The following is a 13,262-nucleotide window of genomic DNA, read 5'->3' as shown; positions in this document are numbered from 1 at the left end:
GTACGGTCGCTTATCCTGCCGTGCCACCCTCCACGGCGTCGTTATCGGGCGGTTGGGCCAGCGGCGCTTCGGTCAGATGATGCGACAGCGCGGCGGACAGGCCACCCAGAGCCGGCAGGGACGTACGGATAACGAACGTGGGCACGCCTGCAAGATACTCGGCAAAACGCCCCTTGTCCTCGAAGCGCTGCCGAAAGGGGGACCGGGCAAACACGGGCCCCAGCCGAGGGACGATCCCGCCGCCGATGTAGACCCCGCCTCGGGCGCCGAGCACCAGCGCCAGATCGGACGCAACGGTGCCCAGCAGGCCGCAAAACAGATCCACCGCATGCGAGCTCAGCGACTCGTCGCCGTCGAGCGCGCCGGCAGTGATTTCGGGTGCACTGCGCTTGAACGGCCCGGCATCCGACGGTGCACGGCTACGCAAGAACTCATAAATGAGCTCGAGGCCCGATCCGCACAAGAGGCGTTCGGCCGATACCCGACCATAGCGTTCGCGCGCGAACGACCAGAGCGCCACCTGCTCATCGTCCACCGGCGCGAAGCTCACATGCCCGCCCTCGCCTGCCAGGGCCACCCAGCCGTTGCCTGCGGGGATGAGACCGGACACACCCAGGCCGGTGCCCGCCCCGACCAAGACCCGCGGCGACCGATGTTCAACAGTGCCACCGCCGATCTGCTCGAGATCGCCCGCAGGCAATTGCGGGAGGGCGTAGGCCAACGCCGTGAAATCGTTGATGACCAGAAACGTGGTGAGCCCCAGCGCCCGGCGCATGCCTGCAATCGAGAACTGCCACGAATGGTTGGTCATTTGCACATGATCGCGATAGATCGGATTGGCAATCCCCACCGCCGCATGACGCACCTGCGCGCCCAGCTCGCCGCAACGTTCGAGGTAGGACCGCATCGCCGCCTCGAGCGAGGGGTAGTCGCGGGTCGCGAGCACGGCGACCTGAGCCACGGTATGCGGCGCCGTTTCCAGCGCAAAGCGCGCGTTCGTGCCCCCCACGTCGCCCAGCAACCGGGGATACGTTTCTGCGGAATCCAACACCATGCCAACGACCTCTCAAAAACGGAAAAAGCCAATCACTGCGCGATCGGCCGCGCGACGCCTCATCAAGAGTACCGCACTGAAAAAACTGCGTTTTGACGCTTTCCATCAAGCTCGTCTGCCAATAGCGGCGTGCTCGTCACTTTGCCCATGACGCAGCCGAATGATCCCAGAAAAATAGGACGAATTCCGGATTGTTAGGGTCGTCGATAGCGCCTGTAATGATCCGGTTCCTGGCCCGCTCAACGCCCTTCCCGGGGCTGCTTTCGTCACTCGAGGCCGCTCACCGGCCCCTCATCGGAGACATCGATATGGTTCGCGCAAACGTCAACTCCCCTTTCCGCAAGGCACCGGCAACGCACGCTGCGCACGCAGGATCCAAACGCCCCTCGGCAGCCCGGCTGCGTCTGACGGTGTTGACCGCCGCAGCGATGGCGGCCGTCGCACTTTCGGCCACGACGCCATCCCACGCGGGCGAAGTCGAAGTGCTGCACTGGTGGACCTCTGGCGGCGAAGCCCGTGCCGCGCAAGCGCTGCGCGACATGATCACCGCGCAGGGCGATACCTGGAAAGACTATGCCGTGGCGGGGGGCGGTGGCGACAACGCCCTGACGGCACTCAAAACGCGCGTCGTGTCGGGTCAGCCGCCCACGGCCGCTCAAATCAAAGGTCCGCAGATTCAAGAATGGGGTGCCGAAGGCGTACTCGCCAATATCGACGCCATCGCGACCGATGGTAACTGGAACGCCGTGCTGCCGCCGGCCATCGCCAGCATCATGAAGTACCAGGGTCATTACGTTGCCGCACCGATCAATGTGCACCGCGTCAACTGGTTGTGGGTCAATCCCGCGATGCTCGCGCAGGCCGGCGCCACGGTGCCCACCACAATGGCGAGCTTCTTCGAAGCCGCCGACAAGCTGAAGGCGGCGGGCATGCTGCCGCTCGCGCATGGCGGCGATCCGATGCAAGACGCCACGCTATTCGAATCGGTCGCACTGGGCGTGGGCGGGGTGGACTTCTATCGCAAAGCCTTCATCGAGCTCGACGCGGCCACGCTTTCCGGCCCCACCATGGTTGCCGTGTTCGACGCCATGCAGCGTATCAAGGGCTACATCGACAAAGGCTCGCCGGGCCGCGACTGGAACCTCGGCACCGTCATGGTCATGAACGGCAAGGCGGCGATGCAATTCATGGGTGACTGGGCAAAAGGTGAATTCACCGCTGCCGGCAAAGTCGCCGGCACCGACTATCTCTGCGTGCCGGCCCCGGGCACCGCTGGCGCCTTTACGTACAACATCGACAGCCTGGCGATGTTCACCCAGTCCAGTCCGCAAGCACGCAGCTCGCAAGCGCATCTGGCCACAGCCGTCATGAGCCCCGAATTCCAAACCGTCTTCAATCTGAACAAGGGCTCGATCCCGGCGCGCATCGATGTGCCGCTCGATCGGTTCGATGCATGCGCACAGCAGTCGTCGGCCGACCTGCGAGCGGCGTCTTCGGCGCAAACGTTGATCCCCAGCTTCTCCCACAAGATGGCCATGTCGCCGGCCGTGGAAGGTGGCATCGTCGATGTCGTCAGCCGCTTCATGCATTCCAGCCTCAGTCCCAAGGCTGCGGCCGCCCAACTGGCGGCAGCCGTCAAGGCGTCCTGAGCAATGGCACGCCGTCTTGCCATCGCCAGCCGGCGGCAACGCTGGGCCGACGCGTGGCTGCCGCGCATCGTGCTCGCGCCCAGCGTTGCGCTGTGTGCCGTCTTCGTTTACGGCTTCATTGCGTGGACGGCGTGGATCTCCATGACCCGGTCGCGCCTGCTCCCGGTCAACGACTGGGTGGGTCTGGAGCAATACGTTCGTTTAATGGGCAATGCCCGCTGGTGGACGGCGGCCGGCAATCTCGCCCTGTTTGGCGTGCTGTTCGTCGGCGCCTGTGTCGTGCTGGGGTTGTTCATTGCCGTATTGCTCGATCAACGTATCCGTGCCGAAGGCGCATTGCGCACGATCTACCTCTACCCGATGGCACTGTCGTTCATCGTCACCGGCACCGTCTGGAAATGGATGCTCAATCCCGACCTGGGGATCGAGACCCTCGTCAGGGGCTGGGGCTGGAGCACCTTCCGGTTCGACTGGTTGGTCGACCCCGAACGCGCCTTGTACACCGTGGTGATCGCCGGCGTCTGGCAAGCCTCGGGCTTCGCGATGGCGTTGTTTCTGGCTGGCCTGCGCGGTGTGGATACCGCCATCATCCAGGCTGCGCAGGTCGACGGCGCCAGTTTGCCGCGAATCTATCTGCGCATCGTCATCCCCAGCCTGAGACCCGTGTTCTTCAGCGTGATCCTGATCCTGGCGCACATTGCCATCAAAAGCTTCGATCTGGTCATGGCCCTGACGGGCGGCGGACCAGGCATTTCCACCGATGTTCCCGCCATCTTCATGTACCAGTTTTCATTCACGCGCGGTCAGCTCGGCATGGGTGCGGCCTCCGCCATGATGATGCTCATCACCGTCATCGCCGTACTGGTTCCGCTCATGTATCTGGAGACGCGCAGTGCCGGCAAACACTAATTCACCTCACTCATCCAAGCGCCGCTGGGGCCGATGGATCGTCTATCTGGCGCTTATCGCCATGGCCGCCTACTACCTCGTGCCGCTGTACGTGATGATCATCACGGCATTCAAGCCGCTCGATGAAATCCACGGCGGCGGGCTGCTCACACCGCCTTCGGCCTGGACCGCATCGGCCTGGCACGCGGCATGGCAAGGCCGCTGCGATGGGCCCGGCTGCGGCGGCATGCGCGACGCATTCTTCAACTCCTTGCGGATGACGATTCCGGCGGTCCTGATTTCTACGGCGATCGGTGCCCTCAACGGCTACGTCCTCGCGCTATGGCGCTTTCGCGGCGCGGACGTCCTTTTCACTGCCATGATGGTGGGATGTTTCGTGCCGTTCCAGGTCGTCATCCTGCCGATGGCCCGGCTGCTGGGCGCCGCCGGCCTCGCCGGCACGACCACGGGGTTGGTCATGGTGCACGCCATTTACGGATTGGCGTTCACCACGCTGTTCTTTCGCAACTTCTATGTCACGCTGCCCGCCGAGCTCATTCATGCGGCCCGCATCGATGGCGCAGGATTCTGGCGGATTTTCCAACGCATCGTGTTGCCGCTATCCACACCTATTTTCATGGTGTGCATCATCTGGCAATTCACCCAGGTCTGGAACGACTTCCTGTTCGGTGTGGTCTTCGCCAGCGGCGAAGCCCAACCCGTGACCGTGGCGCTCAATAACCTCGTCAATACCACCACTGGCGTCAAGGCCTACAACGTCGACATGGCAGCCGCGCTCATCGCCGCCCTGCCCACCCTCGCTGTGTATGCCGTCGCGGGACGCTATTTCGTCCGCGGCCTGACCGCCGGTGCCGTCAAAGGCTGAACCATGTCTGCGCTTTCCATTCGCAACGTCCGCAAAACCTATCATCACGGACCGGATATTCTCAAAGGCATCGACATCGAGATCGATGACGGCCAGTTCCTTATCCTCGTGGGACCCTCGGGCTGCGGTAAATCGACGCTGCTCAACATGATCGCTGGACTCGAATCCATTTCGAGCGGTGACATCCTGATCGGCGACACGCGGGTCAATACGCTCGCGCCCAAGGACCGCGACATCGCCATGGTGTTCCAGTCGTATGCGCTCTATCCCTCGATGTCCGTGCGAAAGAACATCTCCTTTGGCCTGGAGATCCGCAAGCGGCCCAAGGCTGAAATCGAGGCGACGGTCGCCCGAGTCGCCGATATCCTGCAACTGGGCAGTCTGCTCGATCGCAAGCCGGCGCAGCTGTCGGGCGGCCAGCGGCAGCGCGTTGCCATGGGCCGCGCCCTTGCACGCAATCCGGCAATCTTTCTATTCGACGAACCGCTGTCCAACCTGGATGCCAAGCTGCGGGTTGAGATGCGGCTCGAGATCAAGCAAATGCATCAGCGGCTGGGCGCCACCATCGTCTACGTCACCCACGATCAAATCGAAGCCATGACCATGGGCGACCGTATCGCCGTCATGCGCGACGGCGTGGTTCAGCAATTCGGCGCCCCCCAAGAGATTTACGATACGCCAGCCAATCTCTTCGTTGCAGCGTTCATGGGCTCACCCGGCATGAACTTCATTCCGGTCGAACTCGCCGAAGCCTCCGGAGGGCTCACCTGCCGCGTACAACCCAAAGGCCAACCCGCGGCCGTTTGGACGCTGCCGCGCCGCTCTTCCGATCTTGGCGCATGGCTGGGCCGCACGGTACTGCTGGGCGTTCGGCCCGAACAGATCACCGACCGCCGAACTGCCCATCGGGCCGATCTGCCGGAGTTAATTGCCGAAGTCGATCTGACCGAGCCCACTGGGGCCGACACGCTCGTGAGCATTCAGTTGAACGACACCAAAACCTGCTGTCGGGTGCATCCAGGCGAAGCGGCGGTGCCTGGGCAGCCCATGCCGTTCATCGTGGATCTGTCGAAGTCGCTGCTCTTTGACCGCGACTCTGGCCGCCGCATTGCTTGAACGAGCCTATCGGCCTCAGGCCGTCTGCTTCGCCATCTTGCGGGCCTCGTCCACGCCTTGATTGGCCAGCACGTCGGCACGCTCGTTGTTCACATCGCCGTTGTGGCCGCGTACCCAGCGCCACGACACCTGGTGACGTTGCACCTGCTCATCGAGCGCCTTCCACAGGTCGGCATTCTTGACCGGTTTCTTATCGGCCGTCATCCAGCCGCGCTTCTTCCAGTTGACCAGCCACTCGGTCATGCCCTTCATCACATACTGCGAATCGGTATGAATCGTGACGGTGCAAGGCCGCGTCAGCGCGCGCAAGGCTTCGATGGGTGCCGTCAGCTCCATGCGGTTATTCGTGGTCACCGGTTCACCGCCATGCAGCGTTTTCTCATGCGTGCCGCTGATCAACAGCGCGCCCCAGCCGCCCAGGCCCGGATTGCCCTTGCATGCGCCATCGGTCCACATTTCGACGGATTGTTCTTGCGTCATCGTGCTCTCAATCTTGAACGAAGGCGCCATTAAAGCGCATTCTTGCGCGCGGCCCGGGCCTGCGCAACGGCGGTCGCCGCACGGGCGCTCTGACGCGGCTTCTTCCACGCCGGACCGATGATTTTCATGCCGCTCACGCGCTTGACGGCCGACACCACGTACACCGAGCCCGCCAGCCCCCACCAGCGCTGCCCCAACCCTTCCATGAAATGCCAGCGATTCAGCCACACCTCGCTTTCGCAGGCGGGCGCATAGCACCCGAACTTCCCCCGATCCACCTCGAAAGACAGCAGCTTGAGCCAGTCCTTCAAGCGCGGCAGCGACACCTGCGCCGACGGGGGATGCGGCAAGAACGGATCAATCCCGGGAATCTGGTTGCGCGCACCCCACAGGCTCCAGGGATTGAAACCCGAAATGATCACGCGCCCTTCGGGCATCAGCACGCGTTCGACTTCACGCAGCACGAGATGCGGCTCATCGGTGCATTCGAACACATGCGGCAGGATCAGCAGGTCTACGCTCTGCGCGGCGAGCGGCAGCGCTTCGGGGGAGGCGACTGCGCATCCTTGCCAGGTTGCCGCCACGGCCTTCGTGGGCATGACTTCGCCCACATAGGCCTTGAACGGCATGCGGTTATTGCGCAGCAGATCGATCTCGGCCAGGCCGACCTGAACGGCATGAAAGCCGAACACATCCGCCACAGCGCAATCGAACTGCGCCCGCTCCCAGGCGAGCACGTACTGCCCGGGGGGCGTGGTCAGCCATTCGGCCAGTTCTACAATAGGCGACGTCTCTTCAGCCACGCAATGGATCCCTCTCTATGAAGCCTGTGCCGAATGCGGATAGCGCCCACGCCGCCCACATCGTGCCGATTCCGGCATTTTCCGATAACTATATCTGGCTCATCCGCGCAGGCGACTGCGCCGTTGTCGTAGATCCGGGTGAAGCAGCACCGGTATCAGCCTATTTGAAGTCGACCGGGTTGCGTCTGCTCGCCATTCTACTTACCCATCACCATAACGATCATGTGGGGGGTGCGCTCGAATTGTCGCAGGCCACCGGGGCGACGGTATATGGCCCGGCCTCGGAGCGGCTCCCCTGTTGCGACGTGCCCCTGAAGGAAGGCGATCGCGTCGAGATCGCCGACGTGGGTCTCACGATGCAGGTGCTGGACGTGCCAGGACACACCGCCGGTCACATCGCCTTCACAGGCCAGGTGGCCGGACACGCGCACGTGCTGTTCTCGGGCGACACCCTTTTTGCGGCGGGATGCGGCAGGCTTTTCGAAGGAACGCCTGCGCAAATGCTTGATTCGATTGATAAATTCAATAATCTCCCTGCCGACACCCTGGTTTTTTGCGGTCACGAGTACACTCTAGCCAACTTGCGATGGGCAATGGCGGTCGAACCGTCGAATCACGCCTTGAAAAAAACGTTTGCCGATGCGCAGGCGTTACGAGCACGCCAGGAGCCCACACTGCCGACCTCCATCGGCCGCGAACGGGAGACGAATCCTTTCCTGCGTACCCGGCAAGCCACTGTTGCCGAAGCTGCCGCCGCGTGGGCTGAAAGACCGCTCGCCGCGCCAGTCGAGGTATTCGCCGCTTTGCGAGAATGGAAGAACAACTTCAAGTGACGCCTCAATGAATGCGCTAAGACTTTTTATTCCCCTGCTGCTTGCCGCCCTTGCCGGTTGCTCGGGGGTACCCCAAAAGCCTGACGAAAAACTGGTCAAACAACCCGGATACACCGATCGCTATATCGCTCGCGATACCTCGCGCACGGTCGATCTCACCCACCCGCCCACCGATGCCTGGGAGCGAATCCGCCGCGGCTTCGCGATCCCGAACATGGATACCGCGCTCACACAGCAGTGGACGGACTACTACGCATCGCATCCTGAGTCGATGTACCGGATGACGCAGCGTGCCGGCAAGTACCTGTATTACGTGATCGAAGAGATCAACCGCCGGGGTCTGCCGACCGAATTGGCGTTGCTGCCCTTCGTTGAAAGCGCCTACAACCCCACCGCGCTGTCCAGCGCGCGTGCAGCCGGGCTGTGGCAATTTGTTCCGGCCACCGGCACGCAGTACAACCTGAAGCAAGACTGGTGGCTCGACGAGCGCCGCGACCCTGTGGCATCCACGAATGCCGCTCTCGATTACCTCGAATACCTGTTCGATATGCAGGGGGACTGGTATCTGGCGCTGGCGTCGTACAACTGGGGCGAAGGCTCGGTGCGACGTGCCATGGAGAAGAACAGCAGTGCCGGTGCCGCCACCGACTATCTGTCTCTGAACATGCCGGACGAAACCCGCAACTACGTGCCCAAGTTGCAGGCCATCAAGAACATCCTCGCCAATCCGCAGAAATACGCCGTCACCTTGCCGCCGGTGAGCAACACGCCCTATTTCGTTACGGTGCGCAAGAACAAGGACATGGACGTCGAACTGGCGGCCAAGCTGGCTGAGATGCCGGTGGAAGAATTCAAGGCGCTCAACCCGTCGTTCAACCGTCCCGTCATTCGCGGAGGACACTCGCCTGCGTTGCTGTTGCCCGCCGATCGCCTCGAACGCTTCAATGCCAATATCGACGCTTACGAGGGCGAGCTGTCCACCTGGAAGGTATACAGCGCCCAGAAAGGCGAGAGCTTCGCCAGCATCGCGCAGCGTCACGGTGTCAGCGAATCGGTCTTGCGCAGCGTCAACGGTGTTGCAGGTTTGAAGCGGGCAACTGCCGCACAGACGCTGCTGGTGCCCGGCAAGAACAACGTGCAGCTGGCTTCGCTCGAAACGCCGAGCGAAGCTGTGGAAGCCGTCTCGTCGTCGCGTACGCGCGCCGTGGTGGCCGTGCCGGCCAATCGCAATCCGCGCAACAAGCCGAATGTGCGTACCCATCGCGTCAAAAATGGCGACACCCTCTTTGGCATCGCGCAAAAGTACAACACCAGCGTGGACGCGCTGCGCGCCTTGAACAATATGAAGGGCAAAAACGCCAATTTGAAGATTGGCTCGTCATTGCGTATTCCCGGCACGAACGTACGCGGCTAATATCGCACCCGAATTTCTAGATCGAACAAGGAAACACAACATGGGCTTTCTCGCCGGCAAACGCATCCTCGTGACGGGCGTCCTGTCCAACCGCTCCATCGCGTACGGCATCGCGCGCGCGTGCCACCAGCAAGGCGCCGAGCTCGCCTTCACTTACGTGGGCGACCGCTTCAAAGATCGCGTTACCGAATACGCCACCGAATTCGGCAGCGACATCGTCCTGCCTTGCGATGTGGGCGACGACGCCCAGATCGAGGGCACGTTCACCGCGCTGGCCGAACGTTGGGACGGCCTGGACGGCCTGGTGCACTCGATCGGCTTTGCCCCGCGCGAAGCGATCGCAGGCGACTTCCTGGAAGGGTTGTCGCGCGAAGCGTTCCGCATCGCGCACGACATCTCGGCATACAGCTTTCCCGCGTTGGCCAAGGCTGCCCTGCCGATGATGGAGGGCCGCAAGGCATCCGTCCTGACATTGACGTACCTGGGCGCCGAGCGCGTGGTGTCCAACTACAACACGATGGGCTTGGCCAAGGCGTCGCTCGAAGCTAGCGTGCGCTATCTGGCCACGGCATTGGGTCCGCGCGGCATTCGCGCCAACGGCATCTCGGCCGGCCCGATCAAAACCCTGGCCGCAGCCGGCATCAAGGACTTTTCGTCGATTCTGAAGTTCGTCGAAGCCAACGCACCGCTGCGCCGCAATGTGACGATCGAAGACGTCGGCAACGTCGCCGCCTTCATGCTGTCCGACCTTGCGGCCGGCGTCACCGGCGAAATCACCCACGTCGACTCGGGCTTCTCCACCGTCGTGCCGGGCATGGAAGGCTAAGTCACCGCCTCCGTTGGATGCACGCAGCAATACAGAAAGGCTCCTCCGGGAGCCTTTTTTCATATCGACGCGCGGGCCCTTTGCATGACGACGCGCGGGGCCTCCTACATGACGACGCACCGGTTCCAGCTCAAAAATCGACGCTATAGGGCAAGAAGCTTTAACGGGCCGTGATCACTGGGGCTGATCGGGCCTGATGATGCTACCTGCCGCTTTCAATCCCGTTCGTGGCGCCAGCGAATCCGTTCTCTTTGCCCTGTGCGCTCAGCCGGGCGCGTTCCCCACAATGCGAAGCCTCGTTTTCCATTGCTTACACCCCGCTGAACCTTTCAACGCGCTTTCGGTCGTATCGTGTCCTTTATGAATTCTGGAGAGTGCCTTGAGCGCACGCAATTTGCTCGATCAACTACTGCAACAAGGTCAAAGCCTCATGCGAGGCGGCGCAGGATCGTCCGCGCCGGGCCAGGGTGCGCCGGGCCAGCAGGCTGGTGGGCTGGGCGGCGGCGGATTGGCGGATGGTCTGAACTCGCTGCTCAACAGTGTTGGCGGCAATAAGGGCGGCGGCAGCGGCAATGGCGGCGGCTTGTCGTCGATGCTGTCCGGTTTCGGTGGCGGCGCCTTGAGCGGCGGCGCGATCGGCCTGCTGCTGGGCAACAAGAAGGTGCGCAAGGTGGGCGGCAAGGTTGCACTCTACGGCGGCATGGCGGCGCTGGGCGTGCTGGCTTACCGCGCCTACGGCAACTGGCAGCAGCAGAAAGCCGATGCCCCGCAAGGCGAACCGCAGACCATGGATCGCTTGCCCGCGCCGGAAGCCGAGCGCCATAGCGCCGCCGTGCTGACCGCCATGATCGCAGCCGCCAAGGCCGACGGTCACATCGGCCCCGAAGAACGCCAATTGCTCGACGGCGAACTCGGCAAGCTCGCCAGCGATGCGTCCGATCGCCAGTGGCTCGAAGCCGAACTCGCCAAACCCCTGGATCCGGCCGTGGTGGCGCAGGCAGCCGCCACGCCGGAAATGGCCGCTGAGATGTATCTGGCCAGCGTGCTGATGGTCGACGACGAGAGCTATATGGAACGGGCTTATCTCGACGAATTGGCGCGCCAACTGAAGCTGGATCCCGACTTGAAGGTTCACCTGGAAAATCAGGTCAAGCAGGAAACCGCCTGATCGACGACGCGGCGCCATGACGGACCGTCGCCGCGCCACCGGCTCGCGGCGATCGATCCGTCGTGCGGCTCGTGATGGCGCCAGCAACACCAGGCTTGAGCCATCACCGCGCCTCGCACGCCGTCAGGTTTGACCGCGGCCTCGCGATGCGCGATGCTTCTCCTCGATCACATCGAGGAGACACCTTCATGCAGTTGGCCCCCAACCTGTTCAAGCGCGCCCTTGCCGCCAAGCAACCCCAGATCGGTATCTGGTCCACGCTGCCGCACCCCTACGTGTCGGAAATCGTGGCCGGCTGCGGCTACGACTGGATCTTGCTGGACACCGAACACACCCCGACCGACGTGCCCGGCATGTTGCATCAGTTGCAAGCCGTGTCGGCGGCACGCGACAGCAAGACCACGGCGATCGTGCGCCCGCCCTGGAACGATCCCGTCCTGATCAAACGCTACCTGGACATCGGTGCGCAAACCATCCTGCTGCCCTTCGTGCAGGACGCCGATGAAGCGCGCGCCGCCGTCTCGGCAATCCGCTATGCGCCACACGGTATTCGTGGCATGGGCGGCTCGACACGCGCGTCCAACTTCGGCCGGGTGGCCGACTATGCGCAAAAGTGCGAACAGGAATTGTGCCTGTTGGTACAGGTGGAAACGCAGGAAGCCCTCGATCGTCTGGAAGAAATCGCCAACGTGGACGGCGTGGATGGTGTGTTCATCGGCCCGGCCGATCTCTCGGCCAGCATGGGCCATCCCGGCGATACCGGCCATCCGGATGTGCGTGCCGCCATCGACAGCGCCATCCGCCGCATCCGCGATTGCGGCAAGGCGCCCGGCATCCTGCTGACCGACGAAGTACGTGCCCGCGATGCGCTCGATAAAGGTGCGCTCTTCGTGGCGGTTGCCATGGATATGCTGATTCTGGCACGCGGCGCCGAAGCGGTAGCCGCCAAGTTCAAGACCGGCGGCGACGTACCGAGCAGCTCGGCCACGTACTAGGCGTCACGCGCGCTGAGGCCGCATGTCATGCGCATCGCGTACTGAAGCACCACGCGCGCAGGACCAACACGGCGCTACGCAGGCAGTAGCGCCGTTTTTGCGTCAAGCGATTGCAGTGCCGCCTCCGACGAAACGAATAGCGCGGCGGCCACATGCAAACGCTTGTATAGACGGCCAAGGCGATAATCGTCTGTCACCCCGATTCCACCCGACAGCTGAATCAGTTGCCCCACGCCACGCAGCGCGCGGCGTCCAACATGACTTTTGGCCGCGGCAAGCGTGATGGGATCCACGCCCGACCACGCGTCGTCTGCGCGGCCCAGACGATCGACCAACGCCAGCAATTGCTGCAGATCGCAAAATACATCGGCCATGCGATGCTGCACGACCTGCAACGCGGCCAACGGCCGGCCGAACTGTTCGCGCTGCTTGAGATAGTCGAGCGTCAGCGCGAAGGCGGCTTCGAACGTGCCGCAGGCATCGGCGATTTGCGCCACGCAGGCATAAGCCGGCACAAGTCTGCCTGCCGTGCCAAACGCCTGAACGGCCACCTCGATTTGCGCCGCCACCGCATTGGGGCGGCCGTCCAGCCAACGCGCGCGCTGCAAACCACCGCCCAAGGCCTGGCAATCCAGCAGCCACGCACCCGACTCGGCATGCGGATCGCTCACCCACAGGACGGCATGCGTGGCGCGCTGGCCGCCATAGAACGCCAAGCGCCGGGCAGTCACAACATCGGGCGTGTGGCTCGCACACGGCCCGTCCGCCATCGCCAGTCGCACACTGCCCTCGATCAATTCTTGCGCCAACCCGGCACGTTTCGCAGCATCGTCGATGGACTGCAAAAGCAGCGGCGCGAGGACGAGATGCAGGTCGAGCGGCGACTGACACTCGTGCCGCGCCGCCAACCGGATGAAGGTCAATACCGTGATCAGGTCGGCACCGAACCCACCGTCCGCTTCGGGGATGGAGAGCCCCAACCATCCCAACTCCGCGAAGGCATGCCATTGACGATCGGCCGCACCGTCCGCCAAATCGAAAGAAGCAGGCGTGTCGGCGCCGGCCAAGGGTGGCCTCACCGGCGCACCCTGCGCACCGAACCAGCGCTCTGCCGTCTCGATCACCATCGCAACATCCTGCGTGTCCATAG

General features: G+C 63.1%; 13 protein-coding genes. 9 read left to right on the top strand and 4 right to left on the bottom strand.

All coding sequences use genetic code 11. The features are described 5' to 3' along the window. Window positions 1-10 precede the first annotated feature (10 nt). Complete coding sequence (locus tag EYW45_RS07490) at window positions 11-1,054, bottom strand: glucokinase (protein ID WP_161134771.1); 1,044 nt, start codon at window positions 1,052-1,054, stop codon at window positions 11-13. Window positions 1,055-1,482: 428 nt separating this feature from the next. On the opposite strand from EYW45_RS07490, the gene EYW45_RS07485 reads away from it, so the two are divergent. The 4 genes from EYW45_RS07485 to EYW45_RS07470 all read left to right on the top strand — a co-directional run bounded on the left by EYW45_RS07485 (window position 1,483) and on the right by EYW45_RS07470 (window position 5,593). Beyond that, window positions 1,483-2,703 (top strand): ABC transporter substrate-binding protein, encoded by a 1,221-nt coding sequence (locus EYW45_RS07485; RefSeq protein ID WP_202444660.1) that lies wholly within the window; start codon window positions 1,483-1,485, stop codon window positions 2,701-2,703. A gap of 3 nt (window positions 2,704-2,706) precedes the next feature. After that, window positions 2,707-3,612: a carbohydrate ABC transporter permease gene (locus EYW45_RS07480; protein ID WP_161134770.1), complete on the top strand. Its 906-nt coding sequence runs from the start codon at window positions 2,707-2,709 to the stop codon at window positions 3,610-3,612. Window positions 3,613-3,673: 61 nt separating this feature from the next. After that, complete coding sequence (locus EYW45_RS07475; protein WP_161135371.1) at window positions 3,674-4,477, top strand: carbohydrate ABC transporter permease; 804 nt, start codon at window positions 3,674-3,676, stop codon at window positions 4,475-4,477. A 3-nt stretch (window positions 4,478-4,480) separates the two neighbouring features. Next, window positions 4,481-5,593, top strand: a complete 1,113-nt coding sequence (locus EYW45_RS07470) for an ABC transporter ATP-binding protein (protein WP_161134769.1) — start codon at window positions 4,481-4,483, stop codon at window positions 5,591-5,593. Between the two features lie 15 nt (window positions 5,594-5,608). Here the strand turns inward: EYW45_RS07470 and rnhA are convergent, their stop codons facing one another. Together rnhA and EYW45_RS07460 are read right to left on the bottom strand one after the other, a co-directional pair. Next, a complete protein-coding gene (gene rnhA / locus EYW45_RS07465) occupies window positions 5,609-6,073 on the bottom strand; it encodes a ribonuclease HI (RefSeq protein WP_161134768.1) in 465 nt (154 codons plus the stop codon). Between the two features lie 29 nt (window positions 6,074-6,102). Further along, window positions 6,103-6,876 carry a class I SAM-dependent methyltransferase gene (locus EYW45_RS07460; RefSeq protein ID WP_161134767.1) on the bottom strand — a complete coding sequence of 258 codons (774 nt, stop codon included), beginning with the start codon at window positions 6,874-6,876 and terminating at the stop codon, window positions 6,103-6,105. A gap of 17 nt (window positions 6,877-6,893) precedes the next feature. Between EYW45_RS07460 and gloB the strand changes: the two genes are divergently transcribed. From gloB to EYW45_RS07435, 5 genes are all read left to right on the top strand, one after another. Beyond that, entirely contained in the window at window positions 6,894-7,709 is an 816-nt protein-coding gene (gene gloB, locus EYW45_RS07455) for a hydroxyacylglutathione hydrolase (RefSeq protein WP_161134766.1), read from the top strand. Between the two features lie 7 nt (window positions 7,710-7,716). Continuing rightward, a complete protein-coding gene (locus tag EYW45_RS07450) occupies window positions 7,717-9,123 on the top strand; it encodes a transglycosylase SLT domain-containing protein (protein WP_161134765.1) in 1,407 nt (468 codons plus the stop codon). 40 nt (window positions 9,124-9,163) lie between these two features. Next, entirely contained in the window at window positions 9,164-9,949 is a 786-nt protein-coding gene (gene fabI / locus EYW45_RS07445; RefSeq protein ID WP_161134764.1) for an enoyl-ACP reductase FabI, read from the top strand. A 379-nt stretch (window positions 9,950-10,328) separates the two neighbouring features. Continuing rightward, window positions 10,329-11,117, top strand: coding sequence for a tellurite resistance TerB family protein (locus EYW45_RS07440; protein WP_202444635.1), 789 nt, complete (start codon window positions 10,329-10,331; stop codon window positions 11,115-11,117). A gap of 188 nt (window positions 11,118-11,305) precedes the next feature. Continuing rightward, the gene (locus tag EYW45_RS07435) at window positions 11,306-12,112 is read left to right on the top strand and encodes an HpcH/HpaI aldolase family protein (protein WP_161134763.1); all 807 of its coding nucleotides are present in this window, start codon (window positions 11,306-11,308) and stop codon (window positions 12,110-12,112) included. Window positions 12,113-12,186: 74 nt separating this feature from the next. On the opposite strand, the gene EYW45_RS07430 is transcribed toward EYW45_RS07435, so the two are convergent. Then, window positions 12,187-13,260: an acyl-CoA dehydrogenase gene (locus EYW45_RS07430; protein ID WP_161134762.1), complete on the bottom strand. Its 1,074-nt coding sequence runs from the start codon at window positions 13,258-13,260 to the stop codon at window positions 12,187-12,189. Between the last annotated feature and the right edge of the window lie 2 nt (window positions 13,261-13,262).

Source organism: Schauerella aestuarii, from assembly GCF_009866805.1.
In the GTDB taxonomy this organism is placed as follows: domain Bacteria; phylum Pseudomonadota; class Gammaproteobacteria; order Burkholderiales; family Burkholderiaceae_B; genus Schauerella; species Schauerella aestuarii.
This window is presented reverse-complemented; position numbering and strand designations above follow the sequence as displayed.